The sequence below is a fragment of the Henriciella barbarensis genome, from assembly GCF_003576345.1.
GTDB classification, from domain to species: Bacteria; Pseudomonadota; Alphaproteobacteria; order Caulobacterales; family Hyphomonadaceae; genus Henriciella; species Henriciella barbarensis.
Genome location: NZ_QWGB01000014.1, coordinates 1 through 17,678, shown reverse-complemented (window position 1 = coordinate 17,678; position 17,678 = coordinate 1). Strand labels below are relative to the sequence as shown.

22 protein-coding genes are annotated in these 17,678 nt (G+C 59.5%); 12 read left to right on the top strand and 10 right to left on the bottom strand.

The features are described 5' to 3' along the window. The first annotated feature begins 61 nt into the window (after window positions 1–61). From D1224_RS14495 to D1224_RS14485, 3 genes are all read left to right on the top strand, one after another. Window positions 62–256 (top strand): hypothetical protein, encoded by a 195-nt coding sequence (locus D1224_RS14495; RefSeq protein ID WP_119380656.1) that lies wholly within the window; start codon window positions 62–64, stop codon window positions 254–256. After that, entirely contained in the window at window positions 253–1,110 is an 858-nt protein-coding gene (locus tag D1224_RS14490; RefSeq protein WP_119380655.1) for a fatty acid desaturase, read from the top strand. The genes D1224_RS14495 and D1224_RS14490 overlap by 4 nt, the downstream gene beginning before the upstream one ends. Before the next feature lie 236 nt (window positions 1,111–1,346). Continuing rightward, a complete protein-coding gene (locus D1224_RS14485) occupies window positions 1,347–1,796 on the top strand; it encodes a glyoxalase superfamily protein (protein WP_119380654.1) in 450 nt (149 codons plus the stop codon). A gap of 23 nt (window positions 1,797–1,819) precedes the next feature. On the opposite strand, the gene pdxH is transcribed toward D1224_RS14485, so the two are convergent. Further along, complete coding sequence (gene pdxH / locus D1224_RS14480; protein ID WP_119380653.1) at window positions 1,820–2,482, bottom strand: pyridoxamine 5'-phosphate oxidase; 663 nt, start codon at window positions 2,480–2,482, stop codon at window positions 1,820–1,822. Between the two features lie 21 nt (window positions 2,483–2,503). Continuing rightward, complete coding sequence (locus tag D1224_RS14475; protein WP_182482319.1) at window positions 2,504–3,262, bottom strand: SDR family NAD(P)-dependent oxidoreductase; 759 nt, start codon at window positions 3,260–3,262, stop codon at window positions 2,504–2,506. A gap of 180 nt (window positions 3,263–3,442) precedes the next feature. On the opposite strand from D1224_RS14475, the gene D1224_RS14470 reads away from it, so the two are divergent. Then, complete coding sequence (locus D1224_RS14470) at window positions 3,443–4,423, top strand: malate dehydrogenase (protein ID WP_119380651.1); 981 nt, start codon at window positions 3,443–3,445, stop codon at window positions 4,421–4,423. Between the two features lie 32 nt (window positions 4,424–4,455). Then, window positions 4,456–5,544, top strand: a complete 1,089-nt coding sequence (aroC, locus tag D1224_RS14465; protein ID WP_119380650.1) for a chorismate synthase — start codon at window positions 4,456–4,458, stop codon at window positions 5,542–5,544. Window positions 5,545–5,690: 146 nt separating this feature from the next. Here the strand turns inward: aroC and D1224_RS14460 are convergent, their stop codons facing one another. From D1224_RS14460 to D1224_RS14440, 5 genes are all read right to left on the bottom strand, one after another. Then, window positions 5,691–6,506: a ferredoxin--NADP reductase gene (locus D1224_RS14460; RefSeq protein ID WP_119380649.1), complete on the bottom strand. Its 816-nt coding sequence runs from the start codon at window positions 6,504–6,506 to the stop codon at window positions 5,691–5,693. 157 nt (window positions 6,507–6,663) lie between these two features. Beyond that, entirely contained in the window at window positions 6,664–7,197 is a 534-nt protein-coding gene (locus D1224_RS14455) for a rhodanese-like domain-containing protein (protein ID WP_119380648.1), read from the bottom strand. Window positions 7,198–7,340: 143 nt separating this feature from the next. Next, entirely contained in the window at window positions 7,341–7,718 is a 378-nt protein-coding gene (locus D1224_RS14450) for a PRC-barrel domain-containing protein (protein WP_119380647.1), read from the bottom strand. A 79-nt stretch (window positions 7,719–7,797) separates the two neighbouring features. Further along, window positions 7,798–8,388, bottom strand: coding sequence for a thymidine kinase (locus tag D1224_RS14445; RefSeq protein ID WP_119380646.1), 591 nt, complete (start codon window positions 8,386–8,388; stop codon window positions 7,798–7,800). Between the two features lie 77 nt (window positions 8,389–8,465). Then, window positions 8,466–8,819 (bottom strand): DUF1491 family protein, encoded by a 354-nt coding sequence (locus tag D1224_RS14440; RefSeq protein WP_233350566.1) that lies wholly within the window; start codon window positions 8,817–8,819, stop codon window positions 8,466–8,468. A gap of 87 nt (window positions 8,820–8,906) precedes the next feature. Here D1224_RS14440 and D1224_RS14435 point away from each other — a divergent pair, with 87 nt between their 5' ends. Next, a complete protein-coding gene (locus tag D1224_RS14435; RefSeq protein WP_119380645.1) occupies window positions 8,907–9,143 on the top strand; it encodes a hypothetical protein in 237 nt (78 codons plus the stop codon). Between the two features lie 24 nt (window positions 9,144–9,167). Here the strand turns inward: D1224_RS14435 and D1224_RS14430 are convergent, their stop codons facing one another. Beyond that, window positions 9,168–10,805 (bottom strand): sensor histidine kinase, encoded by a 1,638-nt coding sequence (locus tag D1224_RS14430; protein ID WP_182482318.1) that lies wholly within the window; start codon window positions 10,803–10,805, stop codon window positions 9,168–9,170. 136 nt (window positions 10,806–10,941) lie between these two features. Between D1224_RS14430 and D1224_RS14425 the strand changes: the two genes are divergently transcribed. Both D1224_RS14425 and D1224_RS14420 read left to right on the top strand, forming a co-directional pair. Beyond that, window positions 10,942–11,991, top strand: a complete 1,050-nt coding sequence (locus tag D1224_RS14425) for a hypothetical protein (RefSeq protein WP_119380643.1) — start codon at window positions 10,942–10,944, stop codon at window positions 11,989–11,991. 84 nt (window positions 11,992–12,075) lie between these two features. Further along, window positions 12,076–12,501 (top strand): SufE family protein, encoded by a 426-nt coding sequence (locus D1224_RS14420; RefSeq protein ID WP_119380642.1) that lies wholly within the window; start codon window positions 12,076–12,078, stop codon window positions 12,499–12,501. Here D1224_RS14420 and D1224_RS14415 read toward each other — a convergent pair. Further along, window positions 12,464–12,850, bottom strand: a complete 387-nt coding sequence (locus D1224_RS14415; RefSeq protein ID WP_119380641.1) for a helix-turn-helix domain-containing protein — start codon at window positions 12,848–12,850, stop codon at window positions 12,464–12,466. The two genes, D1224_RS14420 and D1224_RS14415, sit on opposite strands and share 38 nt — an antisense overlap. A gap of 133 nt (window positions 12,851–12,983) precedes the next feature. Here D1224_RS14415 and D1224_RS14410 point away from each other — a divergent pair, with 133 nt between their 5' ends. Next, entirely contained in the window at window positions 12,984–13,169 is a 186-nt protein-coding gene (locus D1224_RS14410) for a hypothetical protein (RefSeq protein WP_119380640.1), read from the top strand. Between the two features lie 790 nt (window positions 13,170–13,959). Beyond that, complete coding sequence (locus tag D1224_RS16555) at window positions 13,960–14,133, top strand: hypothetical protein (protein WP_182482317.1); 174 nt, start codon at window positions 13,960–13,962, stop codon at window positions 14,131–14,133. Window positions 14,134–14,539: 406 nt separating this feature from the next. On the opposite strand, the gene D1224_RS14400 is transcribed toward D1224_RS16555, so the two are convergent. Next, window positions 14,540–15,544, bottom strand: coding sequence for an IS1595 family transposase (locus D1224_RS14400; RefSeq protein ID WP_119380638.1), 1,005 nt, complete (start codon window positions 15,542–15,544; stop codon window positions 14,540–14,542). Between the two features lie 120 nt (window positions 15,545–15,664). Here D1224_RS14400 and D1224_RS14395 point away from each other — a divergent pair, with 120 nt between their 5' ends. Further along, window positions 15,665–16,411, top strand: coding sequence for a hypothetical protein (locus D1224_RS14395; protein WP_147372409.1), 747 nt, complete (start codon window positions 15,665–15,667; stop codon window positions 16,409–16,411). 60 nt (window positions 16,412–16,471) lie between these two features. Beyond that, a protein-coding gene (locus tag D1224_RS14390; RefSeq protein ID WP_119377970.1) for an IS3 family transposase occupies window positions 16,472–17,652 on the top strand; the annotation gives its coding sequence in 2 pieces (ribosomal slippage) (window positions 16,472–16,721 and window positions 16,721–17,652; 1,182 coding nt in all). Window positions 17,653–17,678: the final 26 nt, after the last annotated feature.

The window sequence follows — 17,678 nt, the reverse complement described above, 5'->3', positions numbered from 1 at the left end:
TCAAAGCTGCCTCATTGCCAAAAGTTGACGCATGTGTCATTTTCCTCTTCGGAGGAAACATATGGCAACCGCATTACGCACCCTGTTCAGGTTCGGACCGCTCATTTTTGCCTTTGGGTTCCTGGCGCCGCTGATCGCGCAAATCATTCAAGCGTTTGAAGTTACACCTCCATTTGGTCTCGGTCCGCTGGCAGTCGGGCTCGTTCTTGCCGGTCTGCTGGGGTTGGCCGCGCAAGTGAGGGGGCGCTGGGTATGAGTGAGCTCGCTTCGAAAAGCCACGCTGAGCTGATGCGGATCGAGCGCGACATCGCACGCAGACACATCGGCAAATTCCCCTGGCTCGCGGTCACATGGGCCCTGACGAACCTTGCGGTCTGGCTCAGCCTCTGGCCGCTGGTATTGTCAGGAATCATGCCCCTCTGGACGGGCTTTGTCGTCGCGACGCTGAACGTGATGCTCAGCTATCTGCCTTCGCATGAGGCCCAGCATGATATAATCGCCCTCCCCGGCGCGCGGCTGCGCTGGCTGAATGAACTGGTCGGCCATCTGTCGACGATACCGCTTGTATTGCCTTACCGGGTCGCGAAACTGACCCATCTTGAGCATCACAAGCATGCCAATGATCCTGCGCTGGACCCCGACCACGGCACCAGCGCCCGCAGCCCGCTCTATGCAATCTGGAAAAGCATCCAGAACCGGCAGCCGGGTCAGAAAAATGCGTATGGCGACACGCTTGTCCGCATTGGCCGGGCAGATGTCGCGCTCGATTTCATTGCCTATGAACTGATCTTCTACGGAACGCTGTTCACACTTGCCTGGACTGGTTTTGCGCTGGAGGCAGCGTTGCTCTGGTGGCTGCCACGTCACATCGCGCTCACCTATATCCAGTATTATCTCAGCTGGGCGCCGCATCATCCTGCCACCGAGCAGGGCCGCTACCGCAACACACGCAGCTTCCGCTCCATTCTCGGCAATATCGGATCGATGGGCATGCAGTATCATGTGATCCATCATCTTCATCCGCGTATTCCGCTCTACCGAACGCCAAAAGCCTACTGGGAGATGAAGCCCGTTCTTGAAGCGCGCGGCGCACGGGTGGATGAGCTGTAGGCGCCCCTACCTCGTTTCAAAGCGGTAGAGTTGACGTTTTCCGCGATCAGGCGTATCTGCCCGCCCCAAGGTGAGAGACGCCTGCCGTTCGCCGGACGAAAAGTCCGATGGTGAAGATCTCCGGGGCGAAAGCCTCGTCCTCCCGGAACTGTCCTTCCCATCAGGGGACCGGTCCAGCGGCAAGGCGAACACCCGCATCATGCGCCCGGTCTATCGATGTGAAAGACGAACGGAAGATGTCACTCAACATTACGACAAGAGCGCAGGCGAAAGCCCATGCGCGAGAATTACGCGCCGAAGCGGCGCAGCGCGGCGAAAGCCTAAGCCATGCCCGCGCGCTGGAGACGGTTGCCCATGAGCTGGGCTATCGCGACTGGAACACAGCATCCGCACGCCTGTCGAACCAGGCCGACATCCCTATTCAGGTCGGTGAGCGCGTGTCCGGCCGTTACCTCAAGCAGCCTTTCGAAGGCCGCGTCCATGGCGTGCGAGAGCTCGCAGGCGGGATGGGGTACGAGATCATACTCCACTTTGATAACCCGGTGGATGTTGTTGAATTCGATAGCTTTTCAGGAATCCGGCAGCGCGTAAGCGCGTTGATTTCCGAGGAAGGTATCTCGTGGAACAAGACGAGCGATGGCGTACCGCACCTCATCGTTCAGCGCGAAAGCGCCGGACTTGTCTGACCGTGTAGCCCGGGCGGCCACCCCTAGGGGTAGAGCCGCTCGGGCGCCCAGACGCCGTTCTTCATGGTGAATTTCAGCCGGTCATGCATGCGGAAAGCCTGGTCCTGCCAGAACTCGATGCTTTCCGGCACGACGCGATAACCGCCCCAATTGTCAGGACGCGGAATATCGTCCCGGTCTGCATACTTGTCCTGCAGGGCTTCGATACGCTCAGCAAACACATCTCGTGATGGCAGAGGCCGCGACTGATCCGAAGCGATGGCACTGATGCGGCTGGCCTTGGCGCGCGAGGCGAAATACTCATCCGCTTCTGCGTCCGGCACAGAGATGACGCTACCGCGCACGCGGACCTGCCGGCGTAGCGACTTCCAGTGAAAGCCAAGCGCTGCTTGGAGGCTCGCCTTCAGCTGTTCGCCCTTGGCGCTCTCAAAGTTGGTGTAGAAGGTGAAGCCCTCCTCACCGACAGACTTCAGAAGCACCACCCGCACATCCGGGCGCCCATAACCATCCACAGTCGCAAGCGACATGGCGTTGGAGTCGTTGAGCTCCTTCTCGCGCGCTATCGCCATCCAGTCCCTGAACAGGGCCAGCGGATCAGCCACGTCCGGGATCAGCGGATTGCCTTCGCTGTCGCGCTTATAGTCCGCCTCTGTCGGCGTTGGCGGGATGACACTCTTGTCGCTCATCTTCTACTCTTTCGGTCCTGATCAGGCGAGGATGCCGCCATCTACGCGCAGCACCTGGCCGGTAATATAGTCTGCCTTGTCCGAGGCGAGGAATGCGACAGCATCAGCAATATTCTGCGCGCTGCCCCAACGCCCTTCCAGCGGAATGACCTTGGCCATACCGGCCATGGTTTTCTCGCGGTCGACACGCCCGCTCTCGAAGGCTGTCGTCCACATGCCGTCATCGATTACGCCAGGGGCGACGGCATTCACGCGCACGCCTGCCCGGCCAAGGTCGATCGACATGTTACGCGTCATGGAGTTTACCGCGCCCTTGGAGGCTGAATAGGCGATCTGCCCGATGCTGCCCGTGCTGGCCGAAACGGACGAAATGTTGACGACATTCCCCTTGCGCGACTTCAGGCTGTCGGTCAGCGCGTCGGTGAGCAGGATCAGATTGCGGACGTTTACGTTAAGGGTGTTATCGAGCCCCTCTTCCGTGACGCGGCCAGCCGGCTCATGAACACTGACGCCAGCATTATTCACGAGAATATCGACGGGCCCCAGCTGCTCCATGATAGCTTCAGCCGTTGGCTTCCAGCCATCGGAAGACCCAAGGTCGGCATGAATGACGACTGGCTCGCCTGGGAGCTCTTTGGCAAGCTCTTCCAGTGCTTCGACGCTACGCGCCACAAGCGCGAGACGCGCACCGCCCTCTGCCAGCGTCTTCGCAATTGCGCGTCCTATGCCACGGCTCGCACCGGTCACAACCGCATTCTTGCCTTTGAAGTCATAAGTCATCGTCTGATCCTCCTCGTCTTTTCTTTTCAGGCATGAGCGTATTGCGTTCGCGCGCGGCGGCAAATGGCAAACTGGCGCAGGAGAGCGCGCTGCGGTCATGTCCGGCGCTTGCCCTTGCTCTCCAAATTCGCCATTGATGCGCGCAATAGACAGAACGCCAATGCTGGAAGGAAACCTCCCATGAAAAAGCCCGTCAAAGTTGCCGTTACAGGTGCCGCTGGTCAGATCGGTTACGCCCTGCTCTTCCGTATCGCCGCTGGCGACATGCTGGGCCCCGACCAGCCCGTCGACCTTCACCTGCTCGAAATCACCCCGGCCCTCGGCGCGCTCGAAGGCGTGACGATGGAGCTCAATGACTGCGCCTTCCCGCTGCTCAACAAGATTGTCCAGACTGACGACCCGAACGTTGCCTTCAAGGATTGCGACTATGCGCTTCTGGTCGGCGCCATGCCGCGCAAGCAGGGCATGGAGCGCAAGGACCTGCTGTCAGCCAATGGCGGCATCTTTGGCCCGCAAGGAAAGGCGATCAACGATCACGCCTCGCGCGATGTGAAAGTCCTCGTCGTCGGCAACCCGGCCAACACAAACGCGCTCATCGCACAGCAGAACGCACCGGACCTCGACCCGAAATGCTTCACCGCCATGGTCCGTCTCGACCATAATCGCGCGATGAGCCAGCTCGCCGAGAAGACCGGCGCACACAATACCGACATCAAGAACGTCATCATCTGGGGCAACCACTCGGCGACCCAGTATCCGGACATTCACCACGCGACGGTCAAAGGCAAAGACGCCAAGCCGCAGGTCGATGACGCCTGGTACACCGACACCTTCATCCCCGACGTGCAGCAACGCGGCGCGGCGATAATCAAGGCGCGCGGTGCTTCCTCTGCCGCTTCGGCTGCGTCGGCCGCCATCGACCATATGCGCAGCTGGGCCCTCGGCACGCCCGAGGGTGAGTGGGTCTCGATGGGCATTCCGTCAGAGGGCTCCTACGGCATCGAGCCGGGCGTCATCTATGGCTATCCATGCACCTGCAAGGACGGCAAGTATGAGATTGTCCAGGGCCTCGAGATCAATGAGTTCTCGCGCGGCAAGATGGATGCAACCGATGCGGAGCTGCGCGAAGAGCGCGCCGCCGTCGAGCATCTGTTCAGCTAAGGCCGCAGGCTTACTGAAAAAGACGGGCAGCCATGTCGCATAATACGTTCGGCCACCTCTTCCGCGTGACCACTTGGGGCGAAAGCCACGGGGCGGCCATCGGATGCGTGGTGGATGGCTGCCCGCCAAACCTGCCGCTGGATGAGGCTTATGTGCAGGGCTTCCTCGACAAGAGAAAGCCCGGCACAAGCCGCTTCGTGACCCAGCGCAAGGAGCCGGACGAGGTGCGCATCCTCTCCGGCGTCTTCGCTGACGACCGCACCGATGGCCAGGTCACCACCGGCACGCCTATCTCGATGATGATCGAGAATGTCGACCAGCGCTCCAAGGACTATTCGGAGATCCGCGACCGTTACCGCCCCGGACATGCCGACTATGCCTATGACCAGAAATACGGCATCCGCGACTATCGCGGCGGGGGGCGCAGCTCTGCGCGCGAAACCGCCATGCGGGTTGCCGCAGGCGCCGTGGCGCGCCGTGTTCTCGGTGATGGCATCACCATTCGCGGCGCCGTCATCCAGATTGGCCCGCACATGATCGACCCGGAGAACTGGGACTGGGACGAGACCGGCAACAACCCATTCTGGTGCCCGGACGCCAAGACCGCCGCGCAGTGGGAAGACTTTCTGGACGAGACCCGCAAGGCAGGCTCCAGCGCAGGTGCCATTGTCGAGGTCCACGCTTCAGGCGTGCCTGCCGGATGGGGCGCGCCCATCTATGGCAAGCTCGACAGCGAGCTTGCGAGCGCCATGATGAGTATCAATGCCGCCAAGGGCGTCGAGATTGGCGCGGGTTTTGCCGCCGCCTCCTACTCTGGCGAAGAGAATGCCGACGAGATGCGCATGGGCAATGAAGGCGTGCGCTTCCTGTCGAACAACAATGGCGGCGTCGCAGGCGGTATTTCCACGGGTCAGGACGTTGTGGTCCGCGTCGCGATCAAGCCGACCTCTTCTATTCTGTCGCAAACGCGCTCTGTGACCCGCGACGGTGACGAAGTCGATGTGCGTACCAAAGGCCGCCACGACCCCTGCGTCGGCATCCGCGCCGTCCCTGTCGCTGAAGCGATGATGGCCTGCGTGCTGGCGGACGCAAAGCTGCGTCATCGCGGGCAGATGGGCTAAGCCCAACCTATTCGCTCCACAACTGGATTGCCGCCTCCCTGACGAAAGTCAGGGTCCATGGCGGCTGGGTGGTCAGCTATCAACCGCCATGGGTCCCAGCTTTCGCTGGGAAGACGGTAATCGAGCACTTCACCTAAGAGGTGGGGCTACCCCACAAACGCCTTCTCGATGACAAACTCGGCCGGGGCGGCATTCGAGCCCTCAGTCAGACCGGCTTCCTGCATGAGGTCTTTCATCTCCAGCGTCATTGGCATGGAGCCGCAGATCATCACGCGGTCCGTTGACGGATCGAGCGGTGGCAGGTCCAGCTGCTTGAAGAGTTCGCCAGAGCGGATGAGGTCTGTCGGGCGCCCCATACGCTCGGATTGCTCCTGCGTGCAGGAGGTGAACAGCTTGAGCTTGCCGTGCACCATCTCACCGACGAGCGGATCATTGACGAGGTCCTCGACCAGTTTGGTGGAGTATTGCAGCTCCCCATTCTGGCGGCAGGTATGAGTGACGATCACGTCCTCGAACTTCTCATAGGTCTCCGGGTCGCGCACCAGGCTGGCGAAAGGCGCAAAGCCCGTCCCTGTGGAGAACATGTAGAGCCGCTTGCCCGGCGTCAGCGCGTCGAGCACCAGCGTACCTGTCGGTTTTTTGCCGAGCAGAACCTTGTCGCCCGGCTGGATCTTCTGAAGCCGCGAGGTGAGCGGGCCGTCCGGCACCTTGATCGAATAGAATTCCAGCGAGTCATCCCAGGATGGCGAGGCCACCGAATAGGCGCGCAGGAGCGGTTTGCCGTTCTCGCGCGGCAGGCCGATCATGACGAACTCGCCCGAGCGGAAGCGGAAGCTTTGCGGGCGGCTGATGCGGAAAGAGAAAAGCCGGTCGGTGTAATGTTCTACCGAGAGGACAGTCTCTTCGGTTGGTGCGTTCGGATTGACGCGTGGCGCGGCAGTTTGCTGGCTGGCAGTCGTCATGGTGTCGTCCCAATATTCAATGGTCGATGGGTGACATGACGGCGAAAGCGCCGATGTGCAAGCGGCGTAACGGTCGCATTAGCAGAACTAAATAAGGAAAGGCAGGCACGGCGAGGGGAAGCCGGCCTGCCTTTCGCCGGCGGTACGCAGGTGAGGTTCAGGGCATTTGCGGCGAACTCACCCAGTTCACATCCGGATCATCCGTGCTGACGAGCTCTCCCAGCTCATAGACATTGGTGTAGCCATAGCCGTGCAGGTTGATGAAAGTCGGGATGTTCAGCGCGAGCGGGGCCCGCTTCAGCATCACTGGCGCGATATCGTCAGTGAAATTATTGTTGCAATAGATGAGAATGCGCGTGCCTCGATGTGCGATCAGGTCGGCCAGCTTCTCATCTGTGAAGTCGGCGAAATTGACATTGATGGCACCATCGATGTGCCCCATCGCGAAAGCCTCGGCGCTTCGCGCATCAAGGATGATGGTATCGGGCTCGCTGGCCATTTCATTGAAGTCGGTGAGGCTGACGAGGCGCGTGGAGCGCAGCGCCATGACGTCCCCGCCTGTCTGCATGAAGCCGGCATAATCAATCTGCGGCGAGCCAGAAGTCTCCGCGTCAGCTTTCACACTTACGCCTGCAATGACGAATAAAAGCAGCGCAGTCAGCGCAAATTCTGTGTTTCGGCGAACGCCCATGACTTGTCCTCCTCATCAGATGCGATGGAGGGACACTCGCCGGCGAATTGGGCCGCAATCGGGTCGGGTGTGGGCGATAGGAAGGTTTCACGAAAAAGCGGCGCCACATTCGCAGCGCCGCTTCTCCTGAAATGTAGGGCCGTTTAGTCCGCGCCGACCACCCAGTAGCGCTCGACCTTGTAGTAGTCGAAGGCCGCGTCGCGCGCGGCAGCGCCGTCATCCTTGGTCAGCTCTTTCAGCGTGTGCGAAGGGGCCTGCTTTAGCTGCTCTTCGCTGAACGGGACAATGTAGCCGCCCTTGTCCTTCTCATAGTCCAGAGACGACCATGGGATAGCGTGAAACTTCTCACCGAAGCCCAGGAACCCGCCAAAGCCGACGACAGCAAACATGATCTGGTTGTCGAGCTTGTTCAGCATGACGTCCTCGATCTCACCGATCTTGTCGCCGCTGGTGGAATAGACGTCCGTCCCGATGACGCGGGAGGCTCGGATGGCTGTCGTGTGTCCGTCTGGAGTAGGCATTTTCAAAATCCTTTCTGGTTTGCGCTGTGAGCGTTCTGCTCCTGCCTCAATCAACCAGATGACAGCCCACTTGTTCCGGTCAGTCGGCTTGCAATCCAGTAACGTCTTTCCAGTGCTGGCGGCAGAGAGAAAGGTAATGATCCTTGTCGATGTCGACCTGCTGGCCTTCCGTCTGAGGCTGGCCTGCCTCATCCACCCGGGCTGTCATCGTCGCCTTCCTGCCACAGTGACAGATGGTGCGGATTTCGCGAAGGCTGTCCGCAATCCCGAGCAGCTCTGCCGAGCCCTCGAAAAGCTTGCCCTGGAAGTCTGTGCGAAGGCCATAACAGAGGACGGGGATCCCCAGCTCGTCTGCGACCCGTGACAGCTGCCAGACCTGCCCGCGGCTGAGGAATTGCGCCTCGTCCAGCAGGACCGCGCTCAGCGGCGTGCCTGCATTCGCTGTCTCAATCGCGGAGAAGAGGTCAACGTCGCCATTGAACCGGTGCGCATCGGAGGCGAGGCCAATGCGAGAAGATATACGCGCATCCTCCGCGTCATCGGCCCTGGTGAAATGAGATGTCCAGAGCATGACGGTCATGCCGCGCTCACGGTAGTTGTGCGCCGATTGCAGGAGGATCGTCGATTTGCCGGCATTCATTGCCGAATAGGTGAAATAGAGCTTCGCCACGGTCTCTCCCTTTCGCAGTCAGGATCCGCCTTTCCAATGATGAATGGCTTGGCCTGATTCCGTCGCCGGCCGGACACTCAATCGGCAGGCGCTTCGATGTCTTCTGTCAGAAAGTGGCGCGCCTCGCGATCTTCAATCTCGATCACCCAAAGGTCGCTGTCGCGATTACGGGCGCGGCTGACATACTCATCAGCCTCTCTTTCGCTTTCGCCCACGCCCTGCAAGCGGACATCGGAGAAGATGCGCGTACCTTCCATACTGGTGCGCGGCACATAGACCCGCGCGCTACCCTGAAGGTCCGCGACTTTCACGATCACATCGCCGCGCTCCCTGTCGCCCTTCTGCAAGACGAAACAGCTTGCCCCGGCGATCTGTACGCGGCGCATCAGGGCATCGACCCAGACCCAGCTCGGCAGGCGTTCATCAAACAAGGCAGCACGCTCCTCTCTCTCACGGCACAATGCTTGCAAGTTGCGCAAGCGTTAACAGTTTACTAATACGCCGTCAGGGAGTGGGCCATGTTCAGCACAATCATTCAAACAGGCGCAGCCATCAAAGCTGCAACTGAAGCGTCCAGCGTGAATGCCCTGTCGCTCGGCGGCAAGGATTTCCTGTCTGCGCGTGCTGTCGAAGTCACCGGCTCGCCCGTCCTGCCCCTCGAAGTCGTCATCGTCATGATCGGCGCGCTGCTGGTCAGTGGCTTTGCGCTACTCTTGCGCGAAACTCGGATCGAGCGGCGCAAATTCAAATCCTGATCGCATCCGGCTTTCAACACCAAATTAGACGCTGGTCGTTTCCAATATCGCGCCTTCAGTCTCTTCAAGCTCCGCCTTCGGCAGAATGACGCGAACCCGCGTGCCTTCTCCGGGCGCGGTGTCGATGATGACCTTGCCCTGCATCAAGTCCGCAAACGTCTTCACGACGGCAAGGCCGAGGCCAGTGCCCGCCCTGCCCTTGGAATTACTGCCCTGCTGGAAGGGACGCGCAACCTGTTCAAGGTCGCTGGCGCTCATTCCGGCGCCCATATCCCGAACCGAAAGCGCGACCGTGGAAGAGCCCGCACGCGCATCAATGCTGACCATCGCCCCTCTAGGAGAGTACTTGATTGCATTGGAGAGAAGGTTCTGCCAGATCTGGCGCACTGCGCGCGCATCGGCCAGCGCCCAGACTTCATTGCCCGCTTTCTGACGGATGGATACACCTGCCCGATCAGCAAAGGCCGATAGCTGGGCAATGACGGACTCGCTGCTGGCGACGAGATCAACCGGTTCCAGGTCGAGCCGGATATGGCCGGACTCAGCCTTGGCGTAATCCAGAATGTCCTCGACCGTAAGAAGCAGGTCCTGGCCGCTTTCATGGATAAGCTCGACATATTCGCGGTAAGCTTCTGGCAGGTCGCCGCGCAGTTCATTGCGCATCAGGTCGGAGAAGCCGAGGATGGCATTGAGCGGGGTCTTGAGCTCATGACCGAGGCTAGCAAAGAAGGCCGTCCGTTCTGCAAGCGCTTCTTCGGCCGCACTTGCCCGATCGACCGGGGCTTCGTCGGGCGCGCCCTCCTCCCCCTCTTCTGCGTCAGCCTCCTCCATCAGGCTCATGAAGACCCGCATGCCGGCGGCGTGCGGGTCAAAGATCAGCTCAAGCGGAGAACGCCCGATATCGACATCAAGACGCGTGCCGTCGGATGAGAGGGCTGCTTCGATCCTTGGACGATACGGGGTATCGAACGCGTCGACGAAAGGCTCCTTCTGGCGCGGTTTGACCGGCGCATCGATCTCGCCCGACACCATGCGCACGCGGCCATCATCGGCAACATCGACGATCATGACGGGGCCTGTTCGTGCAGGTTTGTCCTCGTCGATCTCCGGACCGGCGCGGACCGGCTCCAGCGCAGCTGCTGCGGCGACATCGGCGGACTGGCGCTGAAGAATGGCGACCAGCAGCAGAGCGCCAGCGAGGATGGCATTAAGGGACAGTACGCCGCTGAACATATTCAGCGCCGGGTCATCCAGCGCGCCGTTGAGAAACGCTGCAGCCACCAGGCTGCCTGCAAGTCCGAGGAACGCAAACACGCAGACTTCGATCACATGCGAGCGCCAGCCAAAGGCCAGTACGAGAAGCGGCGCAAGCGCGCCTGTTGCAATCGCAGGTGAGTAGAAACCACCGGTAACGAAAACGAGACCGGATGCGAGCGCAATCCATGGCAGGATCGCGAGCACGGACTTTCGTGCGACCGGCCAACGACGCCCCCGCAAGGCGACAAGTATGGTCAGAACAGCTGGAAGCGCTGCGCAGGCACACACCGCCACCGCGACCAAACCCTGCATGCCCTCACGCGCCGCCAGCACAGCCGCAGCGACGGCACCCGCCAGCCAGATCAGGGAGGCAGATATTACCGCGATTTTAGACGAGCTGTTCATCTGTCGGTTAGAAATGCCACGCATCCTTGCGGGTGAAGAATTCAAGTTGAGTCGGTTGCCTATTATGCCCTAGATTATGGCGAGTTGCGCCAGAATGATAGAGCGAGGCATGCCTTCGCGTCTCAGGGGAAACAGAATGAAACTCGGAAGAATTCACGCAGCAGTGACCGCCGGCACGCTTTTGGCACTTACCGCCACGGCCCAGGACAACACGTCTGAACAGGCCTCTGAGCCTGCCTCCACGGCGGCCATTCCGACAGTTCAGCCCTACAGCATCGCGCCCGCACCAGACCCGCTCGCGACGGCCGCAGCGGTATATGCCACCTATCAGAATGACGTGACCCGACTTGAACAGAAAAGGTTCGAGGACGTCGCGTCGATCCAGTCGGCGCTCAACGATCTAGGCAGCCAGAACCATAACCAACTCTCTCGTGGCTGGATCGCCTATTCGGCGCTGATCGCCTCGCAGGACCCTGAATTCCGCGCCGCCGTCCGCGATGGCGAAGCCTATTATGGCCGCGACTTCCTCGTTCGTGGCCTGCAGAATGATGTGCGCTATGCCCGCACACTTCATGGCGGCTCTGCTGCTGTCAGCGCAGCCCTCAATGCAGGCGCAGCTGATGCACAGCGACTCCAGGCTACCGCGCAAACGGTCAAGCAGCAGGCCTACAGCCTTCAGTCCTATGGCTGGGCCAAGGGCAAGCTCGGCGACTCCGGCGCACTGGCGACCCGCCTTCGCGCCGAATCGCTGATTGGCCGTACCGCCAGCAATGACATGACGACCGCTTTCCGCGCGCCCGATATCGGCAATGTCCTTTCGACGGCCGGCCGGGTCGGTGCCCCATCGATCTGGCGCAACATCAACGGTGCTTCGGATCGCGTCCGTGTCGCAAATGTACGCACCATTACGGGCGGCACCCGCCGCAGCGTCGCCCCAGGCAGTGAGCAGGTCGCCGACAAGATCGCCACGCTTGCAGCCTACCGCGTGCTTGGCAGTGAACAGACCGGCCCTGCACCGATTCAGGGCGCTATGACCGAAAGTCAGACCTCCGGCTGCATGAATATGGCCAACCTCAACCTTCAGCAGTGCATCGCGGCGACGCACCAGCATTTCGAGGTGCCATTCTGCCTTGGGGAGCATGCACTTGCTGAGATTGGAAGTTGCATCGCCAAGGTCAGCAACTAGGATCACACGTATTCAATCTCTCGCCCCGACCCTCAGCTGGGGGCCGGGGTTTTCTTTTACCTGTTTCTGCCCCAAATGAGCGGCATGACAGTTACAGAACGCGCCCAGGACATTTCTGCAGAGTTTGAGTTTCTCGACGATTGGGAGACCCGCTACGCCCACATCATTGATATGGGCAAGGCGAACCCGCCACTCGACTCCAGCGAACGGAGCGAAGACACTCGGGTTCGCGGCTGCGCCTCCCAAGTATGGATGGTGATTGAGCCAGAGAATAGCGATCAACTGAAGATCCGCGCTGAGTCCGATGCACTCATTGTGTCGGGCCTGATTGCCATCCTCATCCGGCTCTATTCCGGTGCAAAGGCGTCGGAAATTTCAGCCTTCGATGCGATGTCCTTTTTCGATGAGATTGGTGTCAGCGAAGCGCTGTCGGCGCAGCGCTCCAATGGTCTTGCTTCCATGCTGGAACGGATCAAGTCGGTCGCCGGCACCGAAGCGGCCGCTGGCTAAACCCCTGCCCGCCGCCAGATAGGCCGACATCCGCAGCCTCGCGCAGCTTGTTCTCCATCAGGTCCAGCCAGGCATCGATGTCCGGGTCGTCGCGCATATCCTCGATCCTGTGGCAACCATGCGCGACGGTAGAGCGGTCCCGCTCCAACGCTGTTGCGACGCGCGCAAGGCTCATCCCCAGCCCGACATGCGAGAGATACATTGCAACCTGACGGGCCCGCACCACCTGATGGTCGCGCGCGGATGAAGACAGGATCGCCTCAGAAGGGATTTGCAGCGCATATCCTGTCAGCCCGACTGCGAGGCGGACGCTGTGCTCGTCATGGAGCCTGTTTTTGGTAGAGTTCATTTCCTACTCCTGTTGTCTCGTGCGTCCCACCTTAAGGTGCGCGAGACAGGTGTAGGATATTTTTCCTAATTATATACTTGACAAAGCAGGCTCCCGATTCGCCCGCCATTGTTGAGTATCTGGAAGGATACCTATGAAGGATGGGAATGAAGACGCGATGTGGGGGCGCAGCCTTCCAGACCGCATGACACCAGATATGGCGGTCAAGGCGACTGAGATAATCGCGCAATGGGAAAACACTGCTGACGCATCGCTATTCGACCTAGCGGCGGAGCTATTCGAATATTATGTCGCCGCGCTGCATGCGCCGTCTCAATAGTGCGGCTGGGTTTGTGTGGAAGTAAAAGTCTTGAGCTAGAAAGGCGCTTCGGAGTGGCTCAGACATGGCGCTAGCAATCTCTAACTGTAGGTGGCGACCACAGGCCGATTCATACCCAAGTATGTCGGAGATTAGCTGGCCTCTGTTTTTGGCCCTCACCTTTCGAGGTTCATCTTCGTTCACGGGGACGCCGTTCATTTGCATGGGACTGGTGCCAACCACCTGCATCGACCCAAAAGCGCGAGACGGTAGCGTGCAAAGACTATAGTGGATGCACACAAACCAATTTCTGAAGCGAAGCGCTGTCATGGTGTGCCCGTCTGGAATGGCGGCGGTATCAACTGCGTTGGTTATGACGACAGAAAAAGCGAAAGACGCTCGGTCTCGCAACGAGAACGACATTAGCTCTACGGTTTCATCTCGTCTGCCCGCTCGAAGGGTGTAGGTTTCGTCAAGCTCGGGACAGATTTTTGAGAACAGAACGTTGCACACGGATGTTTTCCCGTCCTCTACGAATTGAGCGACGGTGCTTCTGCGCCCGTCGCCTAATTCCTGGGAAAACTTGAAAAGAACACCGTCGCTTCGCGGTGAGTTGTGAACTGAGAAGTACGTTCCTGTTATCCGTGGCGGCGGTGTAAGGATGGTCGCGGATAGTGGGTGGCTAGTGCTAAACCGCTCGACGCGCGGCATAATGCGAAGCTCACCTTTTGGCGACTCTCGTATTGTGAGGATTTCGCGCAAGAATCCATCGCACCTGACCCCGACGCGAACTTTAGGCTTACGTTTAGGCATGACAGACTCAAAAGACGAAAAGAAATTCAATGACACCCTGAAGCGGCTGATGGATCAGAAGCCAAAGCCGCAGGGTGACGTAAAGGACGAGGCTAAAGCTAAGCGCGAGTCCGAGCGACGGCACAAGATGGGGCCGATTGATCCGCTGAGGCGTCGCCGCAAGGGCGAATGACTAGCTCATCCCCCTCTTATCGCGGATACGGATTGGCGGGAGATCCCAAACCTCGTACTCGTGTTCTTGCGGTAACGGGGTCTGCGTGTCGAAAAGAAATGTGGGTAGTGAGTAGCTTACCACTATACGGGGATCATTCCCCTGAAGAATCTTATGATCGACCCCGCGCAGCCCAACTAATCGCGCTGGGGATGACCATCCTTCTGATGGGGTGTCGAGCCATTCTGCAACAAGCCAATACTCGTCGTCGTGATAGATGACATCACAGCGGCATAAGTTGCTGCCGACAACAACACGTGCTGAGTAAATCTCCATGCGCCCCTCCTCTGCGGACTAGGCGTACAGGATTCTTCAAAGTCGAGTCTTTTTGCGTTTTCGATGACGCTTGAAGGCGCGCGCCAGCTGCTTAGGCGAGCGCGGCTTCACCAGTCCGCCGATAGGTCAGGCGCTTGCCTGCCACGGCTTTGAGAAGCTGGTTGTGACGGTCCTCGTCATTCACGCCTAGCGCCTGACGGCGGTTATAGCGGAAGTCAAACTCTGAGAGGTAGCGGTGAAGATGGGCTTCGCCGCAATGCTGGTACACGCCAGTCATGCCACGCTTGAAGACAGAAAAGACGTTCTCAATCGTGTTGGTGTGAACCTCGCCGCGCGCATACTCCTTGGCGGAGTGATTGACGGTCTTGTGGTCTGCGTACTCTTGGCCGGTCGTGGTGTAGAGGCGCGACTCGTCAGTGAACAGGCGGGACTTGCGGTCTGCATTGCGGACCAGAATGTCACGCACCTGCGCCTTGTTGGCGATACGGACATGGAAGGAACGGACACGGCCACCGCGCTCCACGAGGGAGACGACAGGGCGCTTCTGGTTGCCACCCGACTTGAGGAACGGGCGACCTTCCTTGATGCGGCGCGGGGAGACGTAAGGCACGTCACGCTTGCCGATATAGGTTTCGTCGGCTTCGACAATCTTGCCCTCGCCACCGAGCGGGCCAGACGTGGAGTTGTCTTCCTTCATGGCTTCGCGGATGCGGTGAAACATGAACCAAGCGGTCTTGTAGGTAACGCCAAGCATACGGTGCAGCTGGTGGGCTGACATGCCCTTCTTTGAAGACGCCAGAAGGTAGGTAGCGGCCAGCCATTTGTTGAGCGGTACCTTGGAGCGTTCGAACACGGTTTTAACGGTGACGGTGAACTGCTTGCGGCAGCCGTTGCATTGATAGAGGCCCTTGCGCTCCTTGCCCTCTGGATGGGCTTTGGATGGACGCGCACGGGCACCCTTGATCGGAGTTACGTGATCCTCGCCTACGCAACCGCAGTGTGGGCACACCGCGCCGTCAGGCCAGCGCTGCGCCTCAAGATGCTCGCGCGCTGCGTCCTCGTCGGTGAAGATCGGATCTGTAAGAGCGATAGACATTGGCTGTTCTCCTTGGCTGCTAAGGTAGCCAAAGGGCCTGCTTTGTCAAGTATATAATTAGGATATTTTTCCTAATATCATACAAAGCGTACCCAAGCGCTTTGAGTTTGGATATATCCTATGAAACTTGAGATCGAATCGCCTTGCGGGCGCATCCCGCTGGCTGGAGAAATTTGGAGCTTTGCGAGACTTATGAAGGATCTAAACGCTCAACGCTTCATCCAGACTGTGACGCTCGTTTCAAACATTCGGGCACAGATTGAGCAGTGGTCAATTGAGGCGAAGGGCGAATTGCTGACCCCGGAGTTTCGTACCTTTATGGCGAACCAATTTAAGGACCTTTCGGCGGCAACTGGTTTCGTGGGCGCTGAGCTGGCCCATATGGCTGCCGAGAGATATCGAAACGAATTGGACAATAACTCTAGCGTATTGAGCGTCGATGACATGCGGGTCGCTATTAAGGACGTTGAAACTCGCCTTACGGACGAGGTCGGCCTTATGGGGTTTATGGTACTGGACCGCGCTCAATACGGTTTGTTGCAGCCCGCCGCGAAGCTGGTCGATTGGGACATTGAGCGCATTTTCCCTGATGCGGCACGAGAACTTTCAGAAGCATCCAAATGCTTGGCATTGCAGCGTTCTACTGCAGCGGTTTTTCACGCCATGCGCATGTTGGAAGTGGGCATTCAGAAGTTTTCGGAGCTGCTGAATATTCCCGATCCGGTAAAACCTGCGGAGCGCAACTGGGCAATCATCCTGAGCCGTATCAAAGGCGAAATTGACACCAAGTACCCGCAGAAGGATCGTCTGCCTAGTTCTAAGGGGGCCGCATTTGCAGAAATCTACGCCTCGCTCGATGCGATCTGACCCAGCCCCGTAATTTCCGGCCATGAATTTGCAGAGTCCTCGACACGAAGAGGATGACAGATGCGCAAATCACGATTTTCCGAAGAACAGATCATTGGGATGATCCGGGAGCACGAAGCTGGTGTGAAGACGGCCGATATCTGCCGCAAGTACGGCATCTCGGATGCGACCTTCTACAAGTACAAGGCGAAGTTCGGCGGCATGACGGTGTCGGACGCCCGGCGGTTGAAGACGCTGGAGGAGGAGAACTCGAAGCTGAAGCGCCTCCTGGCCGATGCCATGCTGGACAATGCCGCCCTGAAGGACCTGGCGACAAAAAACTTCTGACGCCCGATGCGAAGCGGAAGGCCGTGCACCACGTGATGGAAACGCATGGCCTGTCGGAGCGTCGGGCCTGCCTGCTGGCCGATCTCGATCGGTCCACCTTCCAGTATGAGAAACGCGATGGCGGTGACGAGAAGCTGCGCCAGAGGCTACGGGAGCTGGCTGGTGAACGCCGCCGGTTCGGCTATCGCAGGCTCGGCATCCTGCTGGACCGCGAGGGCCTCAGTGCCAATCACAAGAAGATCTACCGCATCTATGCCGAGGAGGGGTTGGCCGTGAAACGACGACGCGGGCGAAAGCGGGCGACAGGCACGCGTTCGCCCATGCTCCTGCCGGAACAGGCGAATGAGCGATGGAGCCTGGACTTCGTGTCGGATGCCCTCAGCGATGGCCGCCGGTTCCGCACGCTCTGTGTTGTCGACGACTTCTCCCGGGAAGCCCTGGCTGTGGTCGTCGATGTCTCCTTGTCCGGCGTGCGGGTCGCGAGGGAGCTGTCCCGCCTCATCGCCCAGCGGGGCGCTCCGAAGATGATCGTCTCCGACAATGGCACTGAGCTCACCAGTCATGCGATCCTGAAATGGGTCCGCGAGGTCGGCATCGAGTGGCATTACATCGCGCCGGGAAAGCCGACACAGAATGCCTTCGTCGAAAGCTTCAACGGCCGGCTGCGCGACGAGTGCCTGAACGAGCATCTCTTCGACAGTCTCGGTGACGCCCGGCGCATCATCGAAGCCTGGCGGATCGATTACAACACGACACGGCCGCACACCGCACTCGGCGGACTTGCTCCGTTGACCTATGCCGCTCAGCACCGCAGACACCGGCCCGGCTCGCTTGAGCGTCGCGGTGGCTCCGCTCGCCGGGCCTTGACCTCAAACCAACCAACAGAAAGAAAGGCGAACAGACTCTCCGAATGAACGGCCCGGATCACGGGGCTGGGTCA